Source organism: Chthoniobacter sp. (assembly GCF_040003245.1).
In the GTDB taxonomy this organism is placed as follows: domain Bacteria; phylum Verrucomicrobiota; class Verrucomicrobiia; order Chthoniobacterales; family Chthoniobacteraceae; genus Chthoniobacter.
On record NZ_JBDUCX010000022.1, the window covers coordinates 14,548 to 40,014 of the forward strand.

Consider the following 25,467-nt stretch of genomic DNA (forward strand, 5'->3'; position numbering starts at 1 on the left):
GCTCGACGCCTCCCTCCATGGCCATCATCGACAGCTCCCAGGCCCAACCCGAATACGACGTCGCCATCGTCGGCTCCGGCGCGGGCGGCGGGCAGATGGCTTACACGCTCACGCTCGCCGGTCTGAAATGCGTGATGCTCGAAGCCGGACGTTCGTACGATCCGCCCACGCAGACGGCGATGCTGCATCGTCCCGACCAGACACCGCTGCTCAACACGCCCACACCCGACAAGCAGATGGGCTTCACCGACGCGACCGTGAACGGTGGCTGGGTGATTCCCGACGAGCCCTACACGCAGGCGAGCGACAAGCCGGAAGAACAGTTTTCCTGGTGGCGCCCGCGCATGCTCGGTGGCCGCACCAACCACTGGGGCCGCATGTCGCTGCGCAACGGACCATATGATTTCAAGCCGCGCAGCCGCGATGGCTTGGGATTTGACTGGCCAATCAGCTACGAAGACGTGGAGCCGTACTACACGAAAGTGGAAATGCTCATCGGCGTCTTCGGCACGAACGAAGGGATGGAGAACACGCCCAATTCTCCGGACGGCGTGCTGCTCCCGCCGCCCAAGGCGCGCGCCTCGGAGCTCTACATGCAGAAGCATGTGAAGCCGCTCGGCATCCCGGTGATCTCCATCCACCGCGCCGTGCTTACCCGCCCGCTCGACGCCGACACGATTCCCGCGAAGCTGCATCCCGGCAACGCCTGGGCCCAAGGCATCGTTGCCGATTCCATGCGCGCCCGCGGCGCGTGTTTTTGGGCCACCGATTGCCATCGCGGTTGCAGCCTGCGCGCGAATTACCAGAGCACAACCGTGCATCTGCCGCCGGCGCTGGCCACGGGCAATCTGGATATCATTCCGAATGCGCACGCCCGCGAAGTCACGCTAAGCAAAGACGGCAAGGCCACCGGCGTCGTCTACATCGACAAGACGACCGGTCGGGAAGCGCGCGTGAAAGCGAAGGTCGTGGTGCTCGCCGCGAGCAGCGGTGAAACCGTGCGCATCCTGCTCAACTCGAAGAGCCCTTCTTTCCCGCAGGGAATCGGCCACGGCAACGGACTCGTCGGCAAATACATCATGGATTCGGTCGGGGCGAGCGTCGGCGGCCAGATCCCCGCACTGGAAAATCTGCCGCCGCACAATGAAGACGGCGCGGGCGGTCCGCACCTCTATATCCCGTGGTGGCTCTACAAGGAACAACTCGCCGGGAAGCTCAACTTTCCGCGCGGTTACCATGTCGAGTTCAATGGCTCCCGCGCGATGCCCGGCGGCCGCAATCCGCTTCCAGACGATCTCGCCCGCGGCGCTTACGGCACGAAATTCAAGGAAGAGGCACGGCGTTACTATGGCTCGAACGTCGGCTATACTGTACGCGGAGACATGATCCCGAATGAGAACTCCTTCGCCGAGCTCGATCCGGAAGTGAAGGACAAGTGGGGCATTCCTGTGCTGCGCTGGCATTGGCGCTGGAGCGACCACGAAATCAACATGGCCGATCACGGCGTGAAAACCTTCGCCGCAATGATCGAGGCCATGGGCGGCACGGTGCGTAGCCGGAAGGGGTTGTCCGGCAAGGAGGCCATCGAGGGCGGTGGCAAAGTCATCCACGAAGTGGGCGGGGCGATCATGGGCGACGATCCGAAGAAGTCGGTTTGCAACAGCCGGAACCAGATGTGGGATGTGAAGAATCTTTTCCTCTGCGACGGCGCGCCCTTCGCATCCGATGCGGACAAAAACCCCACGCTCACCATCATGGCGCTCGCCTGGCGCGCGGGTGATTACATCATCGAACAGGCACGGAAAGGAGCCCTGTGAGCACCGACGAATCTCCCACGCGTCTTCCCCGGCGCACGATCTTGAAATGGATCGCGGCCGTCGCCGCAGCCGCGCAACTGCCCGACTTGGGAAGCACTGTGCAAGCCGCTGCAGCCCCGCCCGCGAAAGGCTACGGCATGGATCCCGACCTCTCAAAGTTCTATGGGCCCGGAGATTTCTGGCCGCTGACTTTCACGCCATTGCAACGTGCGACAGCCAGCGCCCTCGCCGATCTTATCCTTCCCGCCGATCACCTCGGTCCGGCCGCCAGCGCAGCGCGCGTGCCCGACTATATCGACGAGTGGATCAGCGCGCCCTATCCAGTGCAGCAGAAGGATCGCACCGCTTTGTTGCCCGGCCTGCAATGGTTGGAAGACGAAGCGCAAAAGCGCTTTTCGAAGGGCTTCGCCGCGCTCGGTGACGCGGAGAAACGCGCCATCGCCGATGACATCTGCTGGCCAGCGGATGCGAAGCCGGAATTCAAGAAAGCCGCTACGTTTTTTCTGAAGTTCCGTTCGCTGGCGGCGAGCGCCTATTACGGGACGGAGGCCGGCTGGAAAGCGATCGGCTATGTGGGCAACATGCCGCTCGCTACCTTCGACGGCCCGCCGCCAGAGGTATTAGCCAAGCTCGGTGTCGAGCAGACGGTGAAATAGCGCTACGTGAGCATTTCCTCGATTTCGTCGAAGCTTAGGCCATCCATCAGCGGCTGCTCGCTCTCGATCGTGGCATCAACCAACGCCCGCTTCTTTTGCTGCAGCGCGAGGATCTTCTCCTCGACGGTATCTCGCGCGATCAATTTGTAAGCGGTCACGACCTTTTGCTGGCCGATGCGGTGGGCGCGGTCGGTCGCTTGCATTTCCACCGCGGGATTCCACCACGGATCGAAGTGGATCACCGTGTCCGCGGCGGTGAGATTGAGGCCGACGCCACCGGCCTTCAGGCTGATGAGAAAGGCGGGCACCTCGCCCGTTTGGAACCGGTCGACTTCCGCCGCGCGGTCCTTGGTCGAGCCATCGAGATAACAGTACGGGATTTCATCCGCGGTGAGCGCCTCCCGCAAGAGTGTGAGCATGGAGACGAACTGGCTGAAGATCAGCACGCGATGGCCTCCATCGACGGCCTCGGCCAGCAACTCGCGCAACAACTCGATCTTGGCCGACGCCTGTTCCTGACTGATGTCCTCCTGACCCAATAAGCGCAGATCACAGCACGCCTGTCGCAGGCGCAGCAGCGCGGTGAGCATGGTGATGCGGGCTTTGCCCTGATCCTTTGCGCCGGCGAGGTCGGAGAGCGTCCGGCGCGTGGTCTTGACCAACTCCGCATACACGTCCTTCTGCTGCGGCGTGAGTTCGCAGTAAGACACCTGCTCGATTTTCTCGGGCAGTTCCTTGGCGACGACGCGCTTGGTGCGGCGCAACACAAACGGCCGGATGCGCTGGAGCAGCCGCTTCGCCGCGCCACCGAGCGGATCGTTCTGGATCTCGCGCTCATAGCGCTCCCGGAAATCCTTCGCCGAACCGAGGTAGCCCGGCATGAGAAAGTGCATGAGCGACCACAGATCCTTGAGCGAATTCTCGATCGGCGTGCCGGTGAGCAAGAAGCGAAACTTCGCCCGCAGCGCACATGCGGCCTGCGCATTCTGGCTGTCGGGATTTTTGATGTGCTGGGCTTCGTCCAGGATCACCGCGTCGAATTCCCAGTCGCGGTAACGCTCGATGTCGCGGCGGAGCAGCGGATAGCTCGTAATGACCAGTTCCGCTTCTTCCATGGCCGGGCCGAACAGCTTTGCCCGCCCTTCCCCAGCAATGACCAGCACCTTTCGCTCCGGGGTGAATCGCGCCGCCTCACGCACCCAATTGAAAACCAGCGACGACGGACAAACGATCAGCGCGCGCCCACCCAGCTCCCTTAAAAAGGCCAGCGCCTGCACGGTCTTCCCCAATCCCATCTCGTCCGCGATGATTCCTGCGAGGCCGTTGTCCGCCAGAAACTTCAGCCAATACACGCCGGTCTTTTGATAGGCGCGCAAGACCTCCTCCAAATCACCCAGCGAGATCACCGGCAGCCGCGTCACATCGCGCAAGATCTCGGTCCACGCATTCCAGCGCGCATCCACGCGCAGCTTCGCTCCCTGCTCGCGCGCCAGCGTATCGAGATACCCGGCATGCGCGCGGGCCACGCGATACATCCCGGGCTGGCGCTGCTCCGGATTGCAGTCGGTAAGGGCCTGCTGCAATTCATCGAGCACGCCGGGGTCGAATACCGCCACCTTCTTATTCTTCAGCCGGGTCGAGCTCTGGCCGGATTGCAGGAGCCGCTGAATTTCCGCCGCGGAAAATTGCTCGCCGCTTGGCGTGCCGAGTTCGAGCGACAGGTCGAACCAGTTTTCCCCCGAACCGCGAATTTGCAGCTTCGGCTCGATGCGTTCGATCTCGCGCGTCACGTAGTCAAAGCGCGCCCCAATGGTGACGTTCCAGTCCCGTTGCAGCCGCGGCAATTCACCGGCAAAGAACGCCAGGATGCGCGGCTCCCCCTTGAGCACCATGTCGCCCTTGGAATCCGGGTCGGCGAAACCCGCTTTGCGCAGGCGCTCCGTGGCGGCCTCTTCGGCAGGGTGCGCAAAACGGGAGCCAGCGAGCGTCGTCTTACGCGTGCCGTATTCCGCGTCGAGACGGGCGGTGAGGTAGTTGAGAGAGCCTTCCACTTGCAGATGAAACTTGGGCCGTTCGCCGGTCGGGAACGCGACCGGTGCACCAGACACCGCAGCGTTCCCCATGGAAATCGTCGGACTCGATGTTGCAATCGCCGGAGTCACAACCGTACGCGGCTTGATAATCTCCAGCCCCACCGCCAGCGCATGCGCACAAATCACCCCGCGCTGCCGCGACTCCCGGCACGTACACAGGTTTTCCACCTTGGATGCCGAGAGGATTTTCAGCCCCGTGCGGAACTCCTGCTCCCCTTCCCGCACGCGCCCCTCGAGCAGCGGCGGCTCGTATTTGGCCGCGATCACCCGGCCCATCTGGTGCAGGCTGCGGGCCTGCTTCAGCGCCTGCCAGCCGCCGGCGTCGGAGAGAAAGCGTTCGGTAATCGGGATCATGCGGAGCCGCATCCCCTACAACAGCATGGGCTTTCGGCAATCAAATCTGTTCAAATGTCGCGCCCCGCCTACACTCCCGCGCCCTATGAAGATCATCGCGGTCGCCAATCAAAAAGGCGGCGTCGGCAAGACCACTACCAGCGTCAACCTCGCATCGTGCCTCGCCGCGAGAGGCGTGAAGACTTTGCTCATCGACCTCGACCCGCAAGCCAACGCCACCAGCGCGCTCGGCCTGCCGACCATCGATGGCCACAGCATCTACGAGCCATTGCTCGGCGGCGCCCCGATCTCGGAGAAAGTCGTGCCCACCCGCTGGGAGCACCTTTGGATCATTCCCGGCGACATGGCCCTGGCCGGGGCGGAAATCGAGGTCGCCCGGGCGGACGATCATCTCACCCGGCTGCGCAGCGCCTTCGAGCCCTTGCGCGCCGATGCCACTTTCGATTTCGTCCTCCTCGATTGCCCGCCCTCGCTCGGCATCCTCATGACCAATGCGCTCGCCGCGGCCGACGAACTGCTCATCCCGCTCCAGTGCGAGTATTTCGCCCTCGAGGGCTTGAGCAAGATCCACCAGATCGTCGGCCAGATCCGCGATTGCGGCGCCAATCCGGGCCTCACTATCGGCGGCATCCTCATGACCATGTTCATGCGCAACAATCTCGCCACCCAGGTGATCGCGGAGGTGCAGAACCATTTCGGCGACGTGATTTTCAAGACGATCATCCCGCGCGCCGTGCGTCTCAGCGAAGCGCCCAGCCACGGCAAGCCCATCCTCGAGTACGAGCCAAATGGCCTCGGCGCCACCGCCTACAAGGCGCTCGCCGAAGAATTCCTCGCCCGCCAACATTGGTCGGGCTCCACCGTTCCAGCCTGAGATGCGGCGCGCGATGTTTCCCTCCACCCTGCGGATGGCGCTGATCGCCGGGTCCTAGCCATGCCAAGTCCCTTGGTTGAACATTGGACGCTCGACCCCAGCGTCGTCTTCCTCAATCACGGCAGCTTCGGCGCCTGTCCCCGCGCGGTGCTCGAAGCCCAGACGGAATGGCGCGCCCGCATGGAACGGCAGCCCGTGCAATTTCTGTGGCGCGACCTGCCCGATTTGCTCGACGCCGCGCGCGAAAAACTGGCGGACTTCCTCAAGGCCGATCCGGACGACCTCGTCTTCGTCGCCAATGCCACCGCCGGCGTGAACGCGGTCGTGCGTTCGCTGCACCTCTCGCCGGGCGACGAGCTGCTCACCACCGACCACGACTACAACGCCTGCCGCAATGTCCTCGCGGAAGCCGCGACACGAGCCGGCGCGAAAGTCGTCGTGGCCAAGGTGCCCTTCCCCCTGCGCGACGAAACGCAGATCATCGAGGCCATCCTCTCGGCAGTCACCCCGCGCACGCGGCTGGCGATGATCGACCACATCACCAGCCCCACCGCGCTGGTCTTCCCTATTACCAAGATCATTCGCGCCTTGGAGGCCCATGGCATCGATACCCTCGTGGATGGCGCGCACGCCCCCGGCGCCGTGCCGCTGCATCTCGGGTTGCTGCGTCCCGCCTACTACACGGGCAATTTGCACAAATGGGTCTGCGCCCCCAAGGGAGCCGCTTTCCTCTGGGCGCGCCCGGATCGCCAGGACGCCCTCCGTCCCGCGATCGTGAGCCATGGCGAAAACACGCGCCGGCCCGGCCGCAGCCCGTTTCATGATCGCTTCGACTGGCCCGGCACGCTCGATCCCACGGCGTGGCTCAGCGTGCCCGCCGCCATCCAGTGGGGCGGCTCACTTTTTCCCGGTGGCTGGGAGGAATTGCGTGACCGCAATCGTCACCTCGCCAGTTCCGCGCGCGCCTTGCTCGCCGGGCGGCTGAATCAAACTCTGCCGTGCCCCAATGAGCTCCTCGCCAGCATGGCCACGCTCCTCTTGCCCACGGCGCTGCAACAGCCACCTCTCGACGCCGGGCGATTCGATCCCATCCAAGTGCGGCTGCATGCGGAGCACGGCGTGGAAGCGCCCGTCGTCCGCTGGGGCGAACCCAAGCGGCGCTACGTGCGCTTCTCCGCCCAAGCCTACAACTGCACCGAGGATTACCGCACGCTGGGCGAGGCCATTCTCCGCCTGTCCAATGGCCAGCACCCGCGCTGAGCGCGGCGGAGCCGATATTCAGGAAACGTCGATCACGATTGCTCCGGGTATTCCTTGGTCCAGGGTCGCGAGTTTCGCTCCATGGATCGTGGCCAGTTCGATCAGGTGAGCGTCAGTAGTTCTCGCCGCAGCCGTGCACCACGCTGGCCAGCGTACTGCCTCCTGATCATCAGGAACAAATTGATGCGCAGCGCCCAATGAACGCAACATTCCGGCCAGCACCTGTCCGGCCGCTTCTGGCAGAATCTGCCCTCCAGTACGCTGCACAGATACGCGCACAAAACCGAGCTGTGGAATCGCGGACGTGAGGAGGTGATCTCCTTTCTTTTTCCTGATCCGGTGGATCCAGCGTGCGGCACGCTCATGATCTGCATGATCGGCCCATCCCCAAGCCACCAGCACGTTGACGTCCAGCAGGTATCTCACGGAAAGTCGGCCAGCATTTCCCTCACCGTTTCCGAAGTCAGCGGAGTCAGGTGCGGTGCCGGAGCAAAAATCATCGCTCCGGTGTGGCGGCACTTGACCTTGCCCACCGGCTGCGCTTCAGGAGAGTTCATTCGGATCTGCCGGCGCAAATACTCCGAGAGCGTGAGCCGGGCACGCCGGGCTGCGGCTCGCAGACTTCGCGCCTCATCCTCGGCAATCTTGAAGGTGAGCGTGGTCATCGGTATTACCGTATTACTCCGGCACGGCGTTGTCAATTTGTTGACGAAATATCGGCCGTCACTCTCCAAGGGGCGCCGTTCTATCACTTGGCCCCATCGCCCATCACCCACCACGAGCTGATGAATTGCCGGGCAAGCTTGTTCACCTTTTCGGCGTCGCTTTGCACCGCCAGCGTGGTCACCACGATCTGCACTCCCACTTGGAGATTGATATAGCTCACGGTCCGGACCATCGGCTTGCCGTAAGCTGAATACGTCCAGCTAAAGCCCATGCTTTTCCAGCCGTTGTAGGGATAGGTGTTCATGACCGGCGGTTTCGCCTCCACATGGGTGGCGTCTTTCGGCAGGCCTTGCGTAGCCGCGTCCCGGTAGGTCAGCGCCTCCGCGGCCAGATCGGTTTCGGGAGTGAAGGAAGAACGGCTGACGCGGATTTCTCCATCCAGACCGGCCTCCGTCGGCAGCAGTAGAAAGCCATCTCCCGCGCTGAGCTGGCAGCCCTTGGGCAGCCCGAAGACAACCCGCTTGCCCGCAGCCATGAAGTAGGTCCGTTCCACATTCGGCCCCTCGACATTCTCCTCGCGCAGATGCTGCACGGCGAAGGAAATCTCGGGATGTTGCGAGTCGGCGGCGCGGGCCTCGCGGGACGCGCAGGCCAGAGCCACGATACCAACGGCGAGGGCGGTCGTTTTTGAAAACAGAGTGCGGAGTTTCATCGTTTACATTCTGCTCAGGGGGCCGCGGACAAAACCGCCGGTCGCCGGGATGCCCGGCAGCACCCGGCTCAGCAGCAGGGTGTCGAAATACCAGTAGCGGGTGGGCGGGACGTAGATGTCACCGGTGTCCCACGAACCCGTGAATTGCTTGCTCTTGTAGAGCGAGACGAAGGCGCCGGAAAAGGTCATGTTATCTCCACTCCACGACTCGAGGAACCGGGGGAAATTGTTCATCCCTCCGGAATATCCCGAGCGACCGTTGGAACCACCATTCGTAGATTGAATGTAGCCGCCGATCAGCGCCGTGTTCAGGGTGGTATTCGAGGCATTCCGGCTGCCTACACTACTGCTCGCATTGCTATCGGACCAGCTATTGGAGAGCACCATGATCGAATCTCCCACGAGCGCGGCAGACTTCGTGGTGTAGCCGCTCACCGTGGTAGACGCATTCGCGGCGGGGCTGGCATTGGAGGGCACCGCGTTCGGATTCGTGGTCGTGCCGGTGTTGTAATCGCCTTGCACGTAGAGACCATCCTCGGTGGCAATCGTCAGCCCGGCATTGGGCAGCACCCCACCATTGGTGACCCGGATGGCCTTCTGGTCGCTCGAACCGCTGTCATACATATAGACGATGCCGTTGAATCCCGTGGCCGCGTTGAGCGTGGGCACGATACTTCCGAGGTTCAGGTCGGTGATCGGGACACTCGCGACCTCCCGTTTGTCGTAGATCGTCTTCTGCGTTACCACGTTCGAGGTCACGTAGTGCCCTTGGTCCACCCAGCTGCTCGTGTCGACCCAGGTCTTGTGGCTGCCGCTGCCGGTATAGTGGCCGCTCGTCACCCACACCATATTGGGCACCCAGGTCTGGACCTGCGTGGTCACCGAATTCGTGACCGCGTTCCGGATCGCCGTCGCTTGCGCGCTGGTCAACGTGGTCCCATTCTGGGCCTTGATGCTGATATTGCCGCCGGTATAGGCGCCGTTGGTCACATTGAGCGTCGCCGTTTGATCCACTGGACCGGAAACATTGATGAGGATCCCGGTATTGTTATAGATGCGGCTGGCGGCAATGGAATCCGGATCGGGATAGCCAGCCACGGGCGGCTCGATCAGTTCCCGGTTGCCATCATTGTTCGGATTGGAATCGGTCGTGTTGTATTCGGCCGCCGTGCCCAGGCCGATGCCCGCGATATCCGGCACCTTTTTCACCTGGCTGGCCAGGCTGGTCTCATAAGTCGGCGGATAGTTCGTGCCGCTGTTGCTCCACGCGGTGCCTCCCGCCGGGATGCCATTGTCATAGGATCCCACGTAGGTCACCTTGGAATTGGCGAGGAAGGTGAGATTCGAGGAGGAAGTCCCCGTGGAAATATGGGCGCTGGCATTGGTGTGGACGTCACCGCCGATCACCATCTTGGCGGGTTTGTAGAGTTCAAAGTCACCCTCGGAAAAGAACATCCCGCGGGTCGGTGGCACCGAGGTGTAAACGAGATTGCGGCGCAGGGTCATCGTCCGCAATCCGCCGACTCCGGAGGTCTGCAGCGTGACCGAGGCCACATAGGTGTAAACGAATGACATCTTGTAATCGTAAGTCTTCACCGCGTCCGTGCTGTTGACGCCGTTGGCGTCGACCGGCGTGATCGAGAGGCTCACGATCTGCATGCGCGCGGGCACCGCCGGGCGGTTGCTGCCGCTGACCAGCGCATTGGCGTCGGTCGCGGTCATCAGCCCGTTGGAGTCCATCGCGTCCTTCCACTTGCCGAAGGCGTAATCGAGCACGCCTTCGCCCGTGGTCTCGAGGGAGTCCATGTCGGCGCTGCGCGAGGTGAGCCGGATCTGGCCGGTGGTGGCCATGTAAGCGGCGCCGACGACGGCCACCGCCACCATGACGATCAAGAGGACGGCCAGCAGGATGCTGCCGCTTTCGTGGTTGGTCTTTTTCATGTTTGGATTTCTTGGGTTCAAGATGCGGGCGGGGGGGCGGTGTAGTTCCAGAGTTTGACCTGGATCGGCATGGTCGTCAGGGTGTTGCGCTTGCTCTGGATTTCATTCGCTTCGGCGTGGTCCGAGGAACGCGCCACCGCCCGCAGCCAGGCGGCCTGCGTGCCATTGTCGGTCGTCGTGGTAAAAAAGGCCTGCGTAGCCAGTTTCTGGAAACCCGTGCCGAGCACCTTGTAGTTGGCCGAATTGCTGTAGACCGTGGTCGCGTTCACCTTCCCATAGTGAAGCAAGGTCCACTGGCTCCCGACTTGGGCGAAGACGTAGGCCTCCTTCCGATAGCGGCACGCGGAGACCGTATAGCTGCCCGGTTTGGCCGTCTCCGTGATGCCCGTCCGGGTGGTGATCGTGACTTGCGAGATCGCACCGCCCGTCACCGCACTCACGTTCGTCACCTCGAGTTCCGGCGCAGTGGAGAGCGCCAGCAGGAAATAATCGCCCACCTTCGGAGAGTCGAGGCCGGCCGCCGGCGCGTATTGCACGATGAAGGTGGTGGCTCCCGACGGGATGTCGTCGGTCGCATGCCCGTTGGAGTTGATGAAGACGTACGGCCCGCCCAAGGCATTCTTCACGAGGATCCCGTCGGACGTGCCCGTGGTAGCGGCGGTGCCATCCGCTTTGATCAGCACGGGCGTGTCCTCGGCATAGCGGGCGATCTCACCGATGCGATCCAGCGTCTGCCGGGCGCGGTAGTTGGAGATATTGGTCACCACATTCGTGCTGGAGAGCTGCATGGTGCTGATCAGCACGCTGATGATCATCAGGCTGACCGCACCCGCGATCCCCATGGCGACCATCAACTCCGCGAGGGTGAACCCCTGGAGGCTAATCCGGTGATTTGTATGTGAAGAGTTCATAGGATAGTTGCTTGCTCAGGTAGGTGTAAGCGATCGTGCACTTCACCGAGAGGATGTTGGAGGTGCCCAGGCTGGCGACCGTCCACGTCGCCGTCCCCGGGATGCTCCCCAGACCCGTCGTGCTGCTGCCGAGGTCGACCGCCGTGGTGGTGGTGCCGACCGCCAGGATGGTCGGGATGACCACCGGCGTGGCCGTGGGGTCATAGGCACACTGCGAAACCTGCTGGATGCGGGAAAGCGCCTCCGCCTTGGCCGCATTCGTCAGCCGGGAAATGGCGGCCTGCCGATTGAGCTGCAGAAGGGCCTGCGTCACCGTCACCGCGGTGATCGCCAAAACCATCACTGCCACCATCACCTCGACGAGAGTGAAGGCCATCTGCCCTTTGCGCCAGAAGCCGGCTTTGACCAGAGCACCGCGGACAGATCCCTGCGGGCTCTTGCTGGTTTGGAAATGGAGGTGAAGTGCGGTAATCACGTATATAATTACCAGCATAACCAGAGCCAACACAGCCCCAACAACCAGGGGAATCCCTGTATTAACGCGTAGTGATTATAGCTACGTGCCGCTACGTATCACTCACACAGTGCAGTGATTTCTAAAATAGGCTACGCATTCACCTGACATTACGCATTTATGCGTAGCCACTTACATTTCCTTCCCGTCACCTCCGCATCGGCCCGCTACCGCTCCCGCCGACCCGCCGAGTCCCCCTCCACGACCACGCGAGCCAGCCTCCGGTCGGGAATAAACCACATCAAAGCCACGAGTACATAGACCGCATCGGCCAGCCATTCTTTCACAAATGAGAGGCCCACGGCCGTCAGATAGAGCATTGGTGAGAGTTTTCCCTTCCAGTCCGGCCCCAAGGCGTCGGCGATCTTCGAGTCGTGTCCGTGCTCCGAGATGATCGCGCATTGCAGAAGCCAGTAGGCCATCGAACTCAGGAACAGCACCAAGCCATAGAGCGCCGTGGGCAAAGCCTCGAAATGGTTCTCCCCCGTCCAGCCCGTCACAAAGGGAATCAGCGAGAGCCAGAAAAGCAGATGGAGATTGGCCCAGAGAATGGTGGCATTCACTCGCGTGGCCGCCTGGAAGAGATGGTGGTGATTGTTCCAGTAGATCCCCACGTAGACGAAGCTCAGCAGATAGCTCAAAAGCACCGGCAGTAATGGACGCAAAGCCGCCAGGTCCGCCCCATGCGGCACCTTCAATTCCAGCACCATGATGGTGATGATGATCGCGATGACCCCATCGCTGAATGCTTCGAGTCGGCCTTTCTCCATGCCCCGTTCTAATCGCGTCCCACCCGGTTGCCAATCTTCGTAAAATCTCCCGAAATGCCAAAGATGTCTAATCTGTCAGCCCCAGATTCATTTGCGCAGATTGCTTTTCAGATCGCTTCGCCACCGCGCCCACGAATGACAGAGGCCGCCGTAGGCATAAAAGTCGAGCGTAGCTGTCGAACCAAGTCGATGTGTCTGGAGGCTGGCGGCCCGGAACAGATCGACGACGAAAATGTCCTTCTGTGGCTTGTAGCTGCGAGGGACGACCCAGATGTAGATGGATTCGGGGCGGTCTCGGAAGTAGGCGCGATGCTCGGCTGGAGTCATCGGACGGCCGCTGTGGAACGAGGGATGCCATAACTGCGGACCATCCAGACGAAGGCGCAAACCCGTAGGAGTCGTGCCCCAGTGGGTCGTAATCTCCTGTGGCCCGAAGGTGCGCTCGGCAATGTGCCACTCTGGAGGCAACTGGCGGGTGGCCCGCGATGCCAAGGCGTCGAACTCCGAACGCGGCACCGGCACAACCTCCACGGCGTGCGCTTGCAGCATGAGTGTCCGCAAAGCCGCACCCAAAAACAGCATTCCCACGGAAGATGTCCGAAAGTGATTCCCGCCCCCGAGCACTGCGGTCATTTCTTGTGCTGTTCTATCCAGGCTTTCTCGGCCTCGACGCATTTCAGACATAAGAAAACTCTGCCGGTCTTGGGCAAGTTGGAGATAACGCAACCGCCCTCAATCCAATTCCGCGCAAACGGGAACTTCCACGCACGAGTGTCGGGATCGGGCTGGGGATCACGGGCCAGTAAGCCATAGGCGATTCGCGCATCTTGGGCAGTCATCTTCATTTGGTGAACCGGACAAACATCCTTTTCGCCCTTGGTGAAATCGAACATGTCCTTCTCCAGCTCTTCGTAACGCTTGTGAAGGTCCGCAAGCTTCGCTTGATCTATCACTGGAGCTCTGGCCAAGTCTTGCGCTTCCTCCCTCAGTTGCTCGGAGCGCTCGTGGATGAAATGGTCGTGGGCACTCTCGCCAGCGACCACGGTTGCTCCCGTCAATTGAAATGCCGCCAACAGGATCAGGATGGAAGCCGTCATCCTCGGCGCGACGCTCGCCGCCATTCGCCACGCCGCTTCTCCGCGCGAGGAGGAAGAGTCGGAACTCATGCCGCCAAGTTTGCCGGGCCAAACCGCATCCGGCAACCCAAACTGCTTGCTACGGCAGAATCGACAATTGGGAATCGATGACCTTTGACTTTCATACAAATGAGCGCTTATATAACACCATTTCGCATGACAAACGCTCAAGTAAAGCTGACAGCTCTAATTCTAAGAGACCGGACTTTCCGGCTTTCACTTGGCTGTAGTTTACAGAGGAGTTTCGACCAGTTCCGGCTAGTTCCGATTAATCAAGTTTCCCCGGTGGCGGGCAGCAAATCGCACCGAATCGCACCCATCAATCCACCAAAGCCGGAACATCCAACATCCAACATCCAACATCCAATGCCCCAGTGCCACGCCCACACACTGGAAAACGCGGCTCTCAACCATCAACTCTCCACTTTCAACTTCCCCACCCTACAGAGGAATCGCACCGAATCGCACCCATGAATTTGAAAGTTCCGAGAGCCAAGAGCCAAGTTTTAGCGGCCCAACGCAGAGTGCGACGCCATTTGGCTCTGATCACTTGGCTCCTGGCACTCCACTGGATGTTCGACGTTGGATGTTGGATGTTCTGCCCCACCCCTGCTACATCCCTCTCCTTTCCATGACCACCGACGCTCCTGAGACCCCCGCCCCCGCCCCTTCCGATTTCATCCGCGACGTCGTCGCCGCGGACGTGGCCAGTGGCAAGGTGCAGCGGGTGATCACGCGCTTTCCGCCCGAACCGAATGGCTACCTCCATATCGGCCACGCCAAATCCATCTGCCTGAACTTCGGCATCGCCCGCGAGTTTGGCGGCCTGTGCAACCTGCGCATGGACGACACCAATCCCGCCAAGGAGGAAGTGGAATACGTCGAGAGCATCATCGCGGATGTGAAGTGGCTCATCGGCGGCTGGGCGGACGATGTCCTGCGGTTCAAGCACGCGGGTGACACTTCTGGAAAACCCGCCGCGGCTGGTGACGCGAGCACCGAGCCCTTTTACGCTTCCGACTACTTTCAGCAGCTCCACGATTACGCCGTCGCCCTGATCAAGGCTGGCAAGGCTTACGTCTGCGATCTCACGCCGGAGCAGACCGACGCCTATCGCGGCGCGCCGGGCGAACCCGGCAAGCCTTCGCCGTGGCGTGATCGCAGCGTCGAGGAAAACCTCGACCTCTTCGCCCGGATGAAAGCCGGTGAATTTCCCGACGGCGCCCGCACCTTGCGCGCGAAGATCGACATGGCGCATCCCAATGTCTGGATGCGCGACCCCCTGCTCTATCGCATCCGCCACACGGCCCATCACCACACCGGCGACGCGTGGTGCATCTACCCGCTCTACGATTACGCCCACTGCCTCAGCGATTCCATCGAGGGCGTCACGCATTCCGTCTGCACGCTGGAATTCGAGGTCCATCGCCCGCTCTACGACTGGATCGTGGACAACCTGCCCGTGCCGCAGCCGCGCCCACATCAGTACGAGTTCGCCAAGCTCATGCCCACGCATGTCGTCATCTCGAAGCGCAAGCTGCTCGCCTTCGTCAACGAGGGCGTCGTCAGCGGTTGGGACGATCCGCGCATGCCCACGCTCAGCGGCCTGCGCCGGCGCGGCGTCACGCCCGAGGCCATCCGCGATTTCGTGACCGGCGTGGGCGTGACCAAGTTCATCAGCAGCACCGATTACGCGGTGTTCGAGCATGCCGTGCGCTCTGATCTCAATGCCCGCGCCCAGCGCCGCCTCGCGGTGCTGCAGCCGATCAAGGTGGTCATCACTAATTACCCCGAGGGCCAGACCGAAGAGCTCACCGCCACGAACAATCCGACGGTGCCGGAATCCGGCACCCGCCCCGTGCCTTTCTCGCGCGAGCTCTGGATCGAGCAAGAGGATTTCGCCGAGGTGCCGCCGCCAAAATTCTTCCGCCTCAAACCCGGCGGCGAAGTGCGGCTCAAGTACGCCTACATCATCAAGTGCGAGGAAGTGGTGAAGGATGCGGACGGCAGGATTGTCGAGCTGCGCTGCACTGCCGATCTGGACTCCAAGAGCGGCGGGGCGACCAGCAGCCGCAAGGTCAAGGGGACGATTCACTGGGTGAGCGCTCCGCACGCCGTGGACGCCGAGGTGCGACTCTACGACCGGCTCTTCCATGACGCTGAGCCGGAGTCCGACGGACGCGATTGGCGCACCGCGCTCAATCCGCATTCCCTCGAGGTGGTCACCGCCAAGCTGGAGCCGAGCCTGAAGGACGCGACGCTGGCAGAGCGGTATCAGTTCGAGCGGTTGGCCTACTTCACCCTGGACTCCAAAGACAGCGCACCCGGCAAGCTGGTCTTCAACCGCATCATCACGCTCAAGGACACTTGGGCCAAGGAAGCGCCCAAGGGGTAGACGCCTCCGCCGCGCAAAGCGCAGTCTTATTCCAGATAGCGGGGACGGTCGCCCAATTGGGGGCCACCTTGCCCCTCGAGGCCATCCTGCCCATCGAGCCGTTGGAAAGGCCTCGGTGGCGGCGACGGCGGCATGTTCATCCGTTCGCGGGCCAGTCGGTCCATCGCCGAGTCCTCGGTGCAAGCCCAGACCAAGGCCACCACCCAGCCGAGAAACGTCCAGCCGAGAAAGAAATTGAGCACGAAAATCGCAAACGCATTCGTCTTATGCCGCCCAATGATCGACGGGAGAAAATAAAGGAAGATGCCGAGGATGGCAGCGATGACGAGGGAGGTACCGGCGACCGTCACCTTCGTGTGCACCGCGTCCACCCGCTGCTTCTCGGCCTGCTGTGTGGCCGCCTTCTGGTCGGCCGCTTCGCGCTGCCGCGCCTCCTCCGCCTGTTCCCGCTGCTCTTCGGCCTCGGCCACCGCGATCGCGCGTTGGCGCCGCTCTTCCTCGGCCTTGGTCGCGGCCGCGAGTTCGGCAACGCGCCTGGCTTCCGCGGCCTGCTCGCGGTATGCAGCCACTTTGGCCGGATCGAAGTACTGCTTTTGCACCGCCGACGGCAGTCTCTCGTAAGGAATGCGCGCCGCGCCATCCCTGTGAGTGATACGGAGCGCATCCGGCTCGACCTGCGAGATCGTGCAATCCCAATAGGAATGCCCGTCGGTCGTCGTGATATCCAGCGCCAGCCCAACTCGCATGCCGAGATGCAGCAACAGCAGAACCACCACGATCAGCCTGAGAAATCGCCAAGGCCGGTGCAGGCGCGGCGCGATAACGCCGGCGGTACTCCCGGAAAAAGCATCTGCTACTTGCATCACCGGCAACGTATTTCGCTCCGCGCAGGCTTCAAAGAGAATTCCGACATCGCACGCGGAAGTTGGGCGGCGCGACGCCGGTTAGTCATCGTCCTTGTCCGCCTTCTTCTTGCTGGTGAAGACGAACGCCGCCCGGCGTGGAGCGGGCATCGAGGAATCGGCTCCACGCACCGCCTTCCAGATGATCTCGTTGAGCTTGAGGTCGTCGGCGGCGTCTTCCTTGGCGAAGTTCATGCGCTGGCTCGCCTTGGCGCCCCAGGCCGTCTTGGCGTTCATCTGCCCGAGGTCAGTGGTCGCGGGTTTCGCCGCATAAGGCCTCAGGTCTGCCTTCGCTTGAAAGCTCGCCCACATCGGCATGGCCGCGGCGTCGAATTGGCTCATGGGGCGCAACCCAAGAATAAGCTCCATCGTGTGCAGCATGCTGCTGGTCGAATACATGGTGGAATCCACCGTCCCCTTGCGAATGTACGGGCTGATCGCGAAGGCGATGGTGCGGTGGGCGTCGACGTGGTCGGAACCGTTTTGGGCATCATCCTCGATGACGAAGATGGCCATCTCGGGCCAGAACTTGGAATGCGAAAGCGCTTCAATGACGCGGCCAAGCGCCAGATCGTTGTCGGCCACTTGCGCGGCGGGAGTGGGCTTGCCCGGGCTGGTGCCGGAAGTGTGGTCGTTCGGCAGTCGCACGATCTGGAGTCGCGGCATTTCGCCCTCTTTCTCGAAGCGATGGAGTTCCTCGATAAAGCGATCGGCGCGCTTCTGATCGGGATAGCCCGTGTCGAAACTGCGGAAATACGGATCGATGTGACCTTCGAGGGCTTTGGCCTTGGCGGTGCAGGGAGCTCCGAGTCCTTTGCCGTTGGCCACCCATTCGCCGTAGCTGCGATAGCTGACGCCCGCTTCTTTCGCGCGGTCCCAGAGATATCCGCCACCGGGGGTCGCGATGGGAAAGCCGCCCTCCGCCGGATAAGGCCACTTCCCGCTCTTGCCGTGACCGTAGCTGAGGTGCCAGGTCTTCTCGACGAAATCATTGGCGATCGCGCCCATGCTCCACTCGTGCCCCGAAGCACTGACCTCGGCATCCACATAGAGGTTGTCGAGGGTCACGAACTCCCGGGCGATAGCGTGATGGTTCGGGGTGACGCTTTCACCAAAGAGGCAGATCGACGGGTCGCCGTTGCCCGGCTTGAGGTCTCCCAAGACCTGATCGTAGGTGCGGTTTTCCTTAATGATATAGAAGACGTATTTGATCGGGGAAGCGTCGCCCAGTTTGGCGGGGATGGGATTGCCAGTCGGTGCCTTGGACGCATCGTCCGCGGTGGCGGTTGCCGGCAGGCAGCGATACGCCTGCGCCGTCCATTCCTTCATCTGCGCTTCGAACTTATCTACTGGCGGCAAAGGGATGATGCTGAGGGTGCCCTTGAGCAAACTACCGATGTATTGGTTCACAGTCTTGCTGACGGGCTTGCCGGTCATAGGCCCGTTGGGATTCGGGAGGGAGGATTCGCCCTTGCCGTTCACCACGTAGAGCGACTTTCCATCCCGGCTGATCCGCACGCTGGTCGGATACCATCCCACCGGAATAAACCCGAGACTCCTCGATTTGCCCGACGTGCTGATGTCGAAAACGGAAATCGTGTTGATGTTCGCATTGGCCACAAACAACCGGTCACCCTCGGGGCTGAGAGCGAGGGAATTCGGTGTGTTTCCCGGAGGCGCGTTGGGCGTCAATTCCGCCAGCAACGTCTCGATCAAGTGCCCATTGGCGGTGTCGAGAACGCTCACGGTATTGCGATTCGCATTGGCCACGAAGAGCCGCTTGGTGTCCTTGCTCAAGATCATCTCATTAGGGTGATCTTCGGTCGCCCAGCGGGCGCTCACGGTGAAGGTCTTGGTGTCGACCACGGCCACGCTCGCCTGCCCCCAAAGCGAGACATAGAGCCGGCCGCGCTTCTCATCGAGCAGGCAGGCGTAGGGAAACGGCGACTGGGGATCGGTGGTTTCAAGAAGCTGATTGGCGCGCTTGGTGATGGAGGGATCGTCCGTCGAAGACGGAAGCACCGGCGCTTTCGGAGCGGAGGCCCCGCCCGGGAGCAGCGAGAGATCAACGCCCGGAACGCTGTCGGCTGCGAGGTTCGCCCGCGTGACGCTTTGCCCCCAGAGGTTGGCGGCATAGAGGGTAAGGCCATCGCCCGTAACGGCCAGGCCGCAGGGAATGCCCCGCTGCTTCACATCGCGCAAAGAGTGAGTGGCGGGCTTTTCGAGTTGCCCGGCGTTGAATTGAAAAATGTGGATGTTCTCGCCCGAGGCGCCGGAGCAGAAGAGTTGGCTGCCATCCCTGGAAAAGATCAGGCCGTAGAAGGCTTCCTCGACCTTGGTGCGCGAGGCAACGGCGCCCGTGGCGAGGTCCACGATCACGATTTCATGCGCGCTGTAGCCGCAGTGCAGCACCGCCCCGAATTTGCCCGCCGGGTGGAGCGCAAGATTAGCGGGGAAATCGCCCAGCGGAACCTGTCGGCCGACAGGACGAAGGGTCCATTGGTTCGGGAGCAGCACGGAGCCATCCGGCCGCTGGCCGGGGAGATCGGCGGCACGGGCCGAAAGAGCGAGGACGGTCGTGAGTAAAAGGGCCGGGGCAATGAGGGGACGCATTGGGTACGCTTATCGTTGGTTTGCGCCCGTCCGTAAAGCCCGGCAACGCGCGCCACTGTTTCGACAAGATCAGGGTAGCGCCGCGCGGAACGTCAGCGTATTGCTGCGGGCTCGAATGTTTCCCCGTTCCCTCCTCCCGGCCTTGTTGATCTTCACTACTCCCCTGCTCCACGGCGAGGATTTCCAAGGCTCCAGCCATCCCGTCCCGTACGACGACGAAGTGATCTTCTATTCGAAGGCCACCCCGGCCGATCCCATAGCGGAATTGCAGGCGAAGATCACGCGCGGCGAGGTGAAGCTGCCCTACGACAACGAGCACGGCTACCTGCCGGCGCTGCTCGATTACTTCAAGATCCCCGCCTCCTCGCAGATGCTGGTGTTTTCCAAGACCTCGCTCCAGCGCACGCTCATCACGCCGAAGACCCCACGCGCCCTCTACTTCAACGACGACGTCTACATCGGCTACATCCCCGGCGCACCGGTGCTGGAAGTGAGCACCGTCGATCCGAAACTCGGCGGGATGTTCTACCATTTCGAGCAGGACAAGGTGCGCCATCCGCAATTCGTTCGCGATGGGGATTGTCTGCGTTGTCACTCGGGACCGCGGACGATGGGCGTGCCCGGCCACGTGATGCGCTCCATCGGCACGGACCTGGAGGGCGAAATCGATGCGCCCACCGAAGTGGGGCAGATCACCCATTGCACGCCCCTCGAAGACCGCTGGGCTGGATGGTATGTGACCGGCACCCACGGGGAACAGACGCATCGCGGGAATCTCATCGGCCCGGAAGCGCTGGCGCAACGGCTCGAGCGTCCCAATGCCCAAGGCAACCTGACGAACCTCGAAGGCTTCTTCGACACCAAGCCGTATCTCCAACCGGGCAGCGATATCGTCGCGCTCATGGTGCTGGAGCATCAGGCGCACATGCACAATTACATCACGCGCCTAAACTACGAGTCGCAGATCATGCAGGCCCGCTACGGGCACATCCGCTACCTCGGCCAGCAACAGACCGCCTTCCTCCGCTACCTGCTCTTCACCGAGGAAGCGCGGCTCACCGAGCCCGTGGCGGGCACGTCCACTTACACCCAGGACTTTCCGAAAATGGGGCCCCGCGACTCGCAGGGGCGGTCATTGCGCGACTTCGACTTGCAGACCCGCCTCTTCAAATATCCGTGCAGCTTCCTCATCTACTCGCCGGCCTTCGACGCGCTGCCGGAGGCCATGCACACCCAGCTTCTGCAACGCCTCTACGATATCCTCATCGGCAAAGACGCCAGCCCGGAATGGGCCACGCTCTCCGCCGAAGACCGGCACGCTATTCTGGAAATCCTGCGCGAGACGAAGCCAAATCTTCCATCCTATTGGCGCGAAGGTCCTGCGGCGGAGTAACAAAATTATTTTGCAATCAATTGCCACCGCCTACTTCGGAGGAGCGGGAACGGGCGTCGCAGGAGGCGGCGGCGCGGTCGGGGGCTCGACCCGCACGGCACGCTTCAAGAGCATGGCGAAGTTCGGCTTGCTCGAGAATTTCGCCACCTCCTTGCCGTCCTCCTTGAAGGTGAGTTCCCACTCCAGTTCATCCTTCCGCAGGATCGCTCCATTGCGATAGCCGAGCACCTTCACGATGCCCCACGTCACGTCCATGGCTTCACCCACCTTGAGATGCGGCAGTTTCTCCACGCCACTCGTGAGCTCGATCCCGGAGTCGTCGTACTTACGCCGCAGAATCTCCCACGTCACCTCGCTCTCGGGCATGCTCTTGAAGGAGGTGTTCCTGATCGCCACGCGCAGCGCCATCAGCCGATCCAGATTCTCCATGTTCACGTCTCCGCCACGCACGTCCGCCCGGTCGAGCGTCACCTTTTGGACGCTGACTTGCAGCCCGCTTTTCTCCTCGGCGCCCACCGGCAGGGCCAGGCACAGCGCGACGAGGCAGAACGGCAAAAGTCGGGAGGAAATACGCATCCAGCCCATCTAATCATTTCGGCGTGGCGGGTCAACCAGGAGCACTCCAAGCTTCCGGGTTGACGGCGCTCGGCGCGGATTGCTATGCCCCTGTGCTACGAAGCGGGCTTTGGAGTATCTGCCGAACGGCCGTCCGCCCCCGCGACCTGTTTTCAATCTCGTGAAGCTCAATCTCCATGCCGGCTTTTGATGGCCCCCCACCCGGGCAACTGACTCCGCCCGGCGCGGAGGGGCGGCCCGCCGCGATCATCGCCGCGGCCACGGACGGCATCATTACCATTGATGCGGAGGGCCGCATCGTGGAATTGAATCCCGCAGCCGAGCGTGTCTTCGGCCACGCCCTGGCCGAAGCCCGGGGCCGGCAACTCGCGGAGTTGATCGCTCCTCCGCGCCATCGGCCAGAGCTCAGTGCGGAATTGAGCCGTCTGCTCACCGGTGGTGAATCGCCGCTTCCCGGGAGGCGGATGGAAATCGAAGGCGTGCGCGCCCATGGGGCGGAATTTCCGCTGGAAGTAACGATCGCGCGGCTCACCACACCCGGCGTGCCGTTTTTCACCGCGTTCCTCCGCGATCTCTCCGAGCGGGTTTCCACCGAGGCGGCGTTGCGGGCCTCCGAGGCGAGCTACCGCGCGATTTTCGATGCCTCCAACGACTTCATCTTCATTCACGAAATCGGCACCGGTGCGACGCTCGACGTGAATCGCAAGGCCTGCGAAACACTCGGCTATTCAGTGGAGGAATTTCGGCGGCTCGGCGTGGAGGCGCTGATCGGCGCGGGCGGAAACTCCACCCCGGAAGCCGCCCTCGAGCGCCTGACCCTCGCCGCCGCCGGCCAGCCGCAGGTCTTTGAATGGCGCAACCGCAGCCGCTCGGGCCAACTGGTCTGGAACGAAGTGAGCCTCCAGCGCGCCACAATCGGCGGAGTCGATCGGCTGATCGCCACGGCGCGCGACGTCACCGAGCGCAAACGCGAGGAGGACCGCTTGCGCGAGCGCACCAACCGCGTCGTCCGTTTCCAGACCGCGCTCATGGAAATGGCGAAAGCGGAACACCTCGATCTCGATTCCGCCTTGCGCCGGGTCACCGAGAAGGATGCGCGGACGCTCGGCGTGGAACGGGTGAGCATCTGGTTCTTCGATGCGGACCACACGGCGATCGTCTGCCGCGATCTCTACGAGGTGAGTCCCAACCGGCATTCCGCCGACGTGCGGCTCGAAGCAGTGGCCTTTCCGCGCTACTTCGAGGCCCTCGCCACGCAACGCACCATCGCCGCGACCGACGCCGGCCATCATCCGGCGACGAGCGAGTTTCGCGAGGTGTATTTGAATCCGCTGGGGATCGTCTCCATGCTGGACGTCCCGATCTGGCGGCATGGAAAAATGATCGGCGTCATTTGCCATGAGCACATTGGCAGCGAGCGGACCTGGGCCGCCGAGGAGCAGGACTTCGCCGCCTCCATCGCCGACGTGGTGACGCTGGCCCTGGAAGCTTCCGACCGGCGCGAGGCGCAGGCCGAAGTCGCACGCGCCCAGGCTTTGCTCGAACAGCGCGTCGAGGAGCGCACCGCCGAACTGGCGCAGGCCAACGAGATCCTGCGGGAGAAGCACGTCGAAGTGGAGCGGGCCAACCGCGCCAAGAGTGAATTCCTTTCGCGCATGAGCCACGAGCTGCGCACGCCGATGAATAGCATCCTCGGCTTCGGCCAGGTGCTCGCCCGCAAGGTGGCGCCGGGCGAAGCGAAACATGTGCAGCACATCCTCGAGGCGGGACGCCACTTGCTGGAGCTGATCAATGAAGTCCTCGATATTTCGCGGATCGAATCCGATCAACTCCGCCTCTCCTCGGAGCCCGTCGCGCTCGGCTCGGTGATCCAGGAGTCGATGAATCTCGTTCAGCACCTCGCCGCGGAACGAGAGGTGACGATCGGGGAAGATCCCTTTGAAAGTGATGCCTTCGTGATGGCCGACCGCCAGCGGCTCAAGCAGGTGCTGGTCAACCTTCTCTCCAATGGCGTGAAGTACAATCGCCGCGGCGGGAAGGTCACGATCACGTGCTTCCGGGTCGAGGACCGTGCGCAAATTTCCGTCTCGGACACCGGTCGCGGCATTCCCGCGCATCTGCTCGACCGCCTCTTCAATCCCTTCGATCGCCTCGGGGCGGAGAACTCCGAGATCGAGGGCACCGGGCTGGGCCTCGCCCTTTCGCAGCGGCTCGTGGAGCACATGGGCGGGAGCTTGCGGGTGGCGAGCAAGGAGGGCGTCGGCACCGATTTCTGGATCGAGCTGCCGCTCGCCGTCGATCCCCGCGAAAGTCTGCGCGCCCGCCGCGCCGGCACCGCCGACGTCGGCTCCACCCTCGATGACGGCGTCCGGTCCACGGTGCTCTACATCGAGGACAACGCGGCCAACCTGGCGCTGGTGGAAACGGTCCTCGCCGAAATTCCCAACCTGAAATTGATCGCCGAGTCCCGCGGCGAAACCGGCATCGCGCACGCCTTGGAAATTCTGCCGAACCTCATCCTGCTCGATATGCACCTGCCCGGCGACCAGGTCTTGCGGCGCTTGAAAGGCGATCCCCGCACGACCGGCATCCCGATCATCATCGTGAGCGCCGATGCCACCGAGAGCCATATCAAGACGGTGCTCGCCGCCGGCGCCCGCCATTATCTCACCAAGCCGCTCGACGTGGATCGTTTTCTGACCGTGGTGCAGGACGCGCTGCGGCCGGGGAAATCTTGAAGACGATGCTCCCCGACGAATTGATATCCGCGCGCATTCTGCTCGTCGACGACCAGCAGCCGAATCTCGACCTGCTCGAGGTCTTCCTCGGCGATGCCGGTTACACCGACTTGCACAGCACGCGCGATCCACGCCGCGTCTGCGAGCTCCTGGACACACTGCAGCCGGACCTCGTGGTGCTCGATCTGCACATGCCGCAGATGGATGGCTTCGAGGTGATGGCGGCGCTGCGTCCCCGCATTCCCGCGACGAGTTATCTGCCCATCATCGTCCTCACCGCCGACGCGACGCGCGAAGCCCGGGAACGCGCGCTTTCGGCAGGCGCGAACGACTTTCTCACCAAGCCGCTGGACGAGACCGAGACCCTGCTCCGCATCCGCAATCTCCTCGCCACCCGCGCCCTGCATCTCGCGCTGCAGGATCGCCACGCGTGCCTCGAGAGGGCCAACCAGGAGCTGGCCGCCGAGCGCGAAACGTCCGAACGCCTGCTCCTCAATGTCCTCCCCCGCTCCATCGCCGACCGACTCCGGCAGACGCCGGGCACGATCGCCGACAGCTTCGAGGAGGCGACCATTCTCTTCGCCGACATCGTGGGCTTTACCGGCATCTGCGCCGGCCTTGCCCCGGAACCGCTCGTCGCCTGGCTGAACGAGGTCTTCTGCGCGATCGATGTGCTCGCCGAGGAATTCGGGTTGGAAAAGATCAAGACGATCGGGGACGCCTACATGGTGGTGGGCGGCCTGCCGCACCATCGGCCCGATCACGCGGAAGCCGTCGCCAATCTCGCCCTGGCGCTGCACGAAGTCATGACCGTCCACCGCACCCCCACGGGCGAAGTTCTTCAATTACGCATTGGCATCCACATGGGCCGGGTGGTGGCCGGGGTCATCGGCAAGCGGAAATTTGCCTACGACCTCTGGGGAGACACCGTGAACACGGCGAGCCGCATGCAGACGCACGGGATCGGCGGGGCCACGCACGTGAGCGCCGCCGTCCGCGAGCGGCTAAGCGCCTCGCACACCTTTGACGAACGGGGCGAAATCCCGATCAAAGGCAAAGGCCTGCTCACGACTTTCCTGCTGACCGGGCGGTTGGCTTGAGGATCATCGTTTCCTCGGTGTCATCCTGAGCGAAGTCGAAGGACCC

21 protein-coding genes are annotated in these 25,467 nt (G+C 62.5%); 8 read left to right on the forward strand and 13 right to left on the reverse strand.

What is annotated here, in order from left to right; genetic code table 11:
* Nucleotides 1-17 precede the first annotated feature (17 nt).
* Both ABJF10_RS04645 and ABJF10_RS04650 read left to right on the forward strand, forming a co-directional pair.
* Nucleotides 18-1,817, forward strand: a complete 1,800-nt coding sequence (locus tag ABJF10_RS04645; RefSeq protein WP_348543354.1) for a GMC family oxidoreductase — start codon at nucleotides 18-20, stop codon at nucleotides 1,815-1,817.
* Nucleotides 1,814-2,473: a gluconate 2-dehydrogenase subunit 3 family protein gene (locus ABJF10_RS04650; protein ID WP_348543355.1), complete on the forward strand. Its 660-nt coding sequence runs from the start codon at nucleotides 1,814-1,816 to the stop codon at nucleotides 2,471-2,473. Before ABJF10_RS04645 ends, ABJF10_RS04650 begins: the two co-directional genes overlap by 4 nt.
* A gap of 2 nt (nucleotides 2,474-2,475) precedes the next feature.
* Here ABJF10_RS04650 and ABJF10_RS04655 read toward each other — a convergent pair whose 3' ends face one another.
* Nucleotides 2,476-4,920 (reverse strand): DEAD/DEAH box helicase, encoded by a 2,445-nt coding sequence (locus ABJF10_RS04655; protein ID WP_348543356.1) that lies wholly within the window; start codon nucleotides 4,918-4,920, stop codon nucleotides 2,476-2,478.
* Between the two features lie 85 nt (nucleotides 4,921-5,005).
* Here ABJF10_RS04655 and ABJF10_RS04660 point away from each other — a divergent pair, with 85 nt between their 5' ends.
* Nucleotides 5,006-5,794, forward strand: a complete 789-nt coding sequence (locus tag ABJF10_RS04660; RefSeq protein ID WP_348543357.1) for a ParA family protein — start codon at nucleotides 5,006-5,008, stop codon at nucleotides 5,792-5,794.
* A 60-nt stretch (nucleotides 5,795-5,854) separates the two neighbouring features.
* Entirely contained in the window at nucleotides 5,855-7,054 is a 1,200-nt protein-coding gene (locus ABJF10_RS04665; protein WP_348543358.1) for an aminotransferase class V-fold PLP-dependent enzyme, read from the forward strand.
* 18 nt (nucleotides 7,055-7,072) lie between these two features.
* On the opposite strand, the gene ABJF10_RS04670 is transcribed toward ABJF10_RS04665, so the two are convergent.
* The 9 genes from ABJF10_RS04670 to ABJF10_RS04710 form a co-directional block, all read right to left on the reverse strand.
* Nucleotides 7,073-7,480 carry a TA system VapC family ribonuclease toxin gene (locus ABJF10_RS04670; protein ID WP_348543359.1) on the reverse strand — a complete coding sequence of 136 codons (408 nt, stop codon included), beginning with the start codon at nucleotides 7,478-7,480 and terminating at the stop codon, nucleotides 7,073-7,075.
* The gene (locus ABJF10_RS04675; RefSeq protein WP_348543360.1) at nucleotides 7,477-7,719 is read right to left on the reverse strand and encodes a hypothetical protein; all 243 of its coding nucleotides are present in this window, start codon (nucleotides 7,717-7,719) and stop codon (nucleotides 7,477-7,479) included. Before ABJF10_RS04675 ends, ABJF10_RS04670 begins: the two co-directional genes overlap by 4 nt.
* An 83-nt stretch (nucleotides 7,720-7,802) precedes the next feature.
* Nucleotides 7,803-8,432, reverse strand: a complete 630-nt coding sequence (locus ABJF10_RS04680) for a hypothetical protein (RefSeq protein ID WP_348543361.1) — start codon at nucleotides 8,430-8,432, stop codon at nucleotides 7,803-7,805.
* A 3-nt stretch (nucleotides 8,433-8,435) separates the two neighbouring features.
* Complete coding sequence (locus ABJF10_RS04685; protein WP_348543362.1) at nucleotides 8,436-10,373, reverse strand: hypothetical protein; 1,938 nt, start codon at nucleotides 10,371-10,373, stop codon at nucleotides 8,436-8,438.
* A gap of 17 nt (nucleotides 10,374-10,390) precedes the next feature.
* Nucleotides 10,391-11,284: a hypothetical protein gene (locus ABJF10_RS04690; protein ID WP_348543363.1), complete on the reverse strand. Its 894-nt coding sequence runs from the start codon at nucleotides 11,282-11,284 to the stop codon at nucleotides 10,391-10,393.
* Nucleotides 11,253-11,759 (reverse strand): type II secretion system protein, encoded by a 507-nt coding sequence (locus ABJF10_RS04695; protein WP_348543364.1) that lies wholly within the window; start codon nucleotides 11,757-11,759, stop codon nucleotides 11,253-11,255. Before ABJF10_RS04695 ends, ABJF10_RS04690 begins: the two co-directional genes overlap by 32 nt.
* Before the next feature lie 206 nt (nucleotides 11,760-11,965).
* On the reverse strand, nucleotides 11,966-12,568 hold the full coding sequence (locus tag ABJF10_RS04700) for a TMEM175 family protein (RefSeq protein WP_348543365.1): 603 nt from the start codon (nucleotides 12,566-12,568) through the stop codon (nucleotides 11,966-11,968).
* 87 nt (nucleotides 12,569-12,655) lie between these two features.
* Nucleotides 12,656-13,201, reverse strand: a complete 546-nt coding sequence (locus ABJF10_RS04705) for a hypothetical protein (RefSeq protein WP_348543366.1) — start codon at nucleotides 13,199-13,201, stop codon at nucleotides 12,656-12,658.
* The gene (locus ABJF10_RS04710; protein ID WP_348543367.1) at nucleotides 13,198-13,734 is read right to left on the reverse strand and encodes a hypothetical protein; all 537 of its coding nucleotides are present in this window, start codon (nucleotides 13,732-13,734) and stop codon (nucleotides 13,198-13,200) included. Before ABJF10_RS04710 ends, ABJF10_RS04705 begins: the two co-directional genes overlap by 4 nt.
* 601 nt (nucleotides 13,735-14,335) lie before the next feature.
* Here ABJF10_RS04710 and ABJF10_RS04715 point away from each other — a divergent pair.
* The gene (locus ABJF10_RS04715) at nucleotides 14,336-16,099 is read left to right on the forward strand and encodes a glutamine--tRNA ligase/YqeY domain fusion protein (protein ID WP_348543368.1); all 1,764 of its coding nucleotides are present in this window, start codon (nucleotides 14,336-14,338) and stop codon (nucleotides 16,097-16,099) included.
* Between the two features lie 26 nt (nucleotides 16,100-16,125).
* Here ABJF10_RS04715 and ABJF10_RS04720 read toward each other — a convergent pair whose 3' ends face one another.
* Nucleotides 16,126-16,875 (reverse strand): superinfection immunity protein, encoded by a 750-nt coding sequence (locus ABJF10_RS04720; RefSeq protein ID WP_348543369.1) that lies wholly within the window; start codon nucleotides 16,873-16,875, stop codon nucleotides 16,126-16,128.
* A 168-nt stretch (nucleotides 16,876-17,043) separates the two neighbouring features.
* Nucleotides 17,044-19,614 (reverse strand): beta-propeller fold lactonase family protein, encoded by a 2,571-nt coding sequence (locus ABJF10_RS04725; RefSeq protein WP_348543370.1) that lies wholly within the window; start codon nucleotides 19,612-19,614, stop codon nucleotides 17,044-17,046.
* A 115-nt stretch (nucleotides 19,615-19,729) separates the two neighbouring features.
* Between ABJF10_RS04725 and ABJF10_RS04730 the strand changes: the two genes are divergently transcribed.
* A complete protein-coding gene (locus tag ABJF10_RS04730; RefSeq protein ID WP_348543371.1) occupies nucleotides 19,730-21,007 on the forward strand; it encodes a hypothetical protein in 1,278 nt (425 codons plus the stop codon).
* 30 nt (nucleotides 21,008-21,037) lie between these two features.
* Here ABJF10_RS04730 and ABJF10_RS04735 read toward each other — a convergent pair whose 3' ends face one another.
* Nucleotides 21,038-21,583 carry a hypothetical protein gene (locus ABJF10_RS04735; RefSeq protein ID WP_348543372.1) on the reverse strand — a complete coding sequence of 182 codons (546 nt, stop codon included), beginning with the start codon at nucleotides 21,581-21,583 and terminating at the stop codon, nucleotides 21,038-21,040.
* A gap of 176 nt (nucleotides 21,584-21,759) precedes the next feature.
* Here ABJF10_RS04735 and ABJF10_RS04740 point away from each other — a divergent pair, with 176 nt between their 5' ends.
* Together ABJF10_RS04740 and ABJF10_RS04745 are read left to right on the forward strand one after the other, a co-directional pair.
* Nucleotides 21,760-24,321 (forward strand): PAS domain S-box protein, encoded by a 2,562-nt coding sequence (locus ABJF10_RS04740; protein WP_348543373.1) that lies wholly within the window; start codon nucleotides 21,760-21,762, stop codon nucleotides 24,319-24,321.
* Nucleotides 24,322-24,326: 5 nt separating this feature from the next.
* Nucleotides 24,327-25,421: an adenylate/guanylate cyclase domain-containing protein gene (locus tag ABJF10_RS04745; RefSeq protein WP_348543374.1), complete on the forward strand. Its 1,095-nt coding sequence runs from the start codon at nucleotides 24,327-24,329 to the stop codon at nucleotides 25,419-25,421.
* Nucleotides 25,422-25,467: the final 46 nt, after the last annotated feature.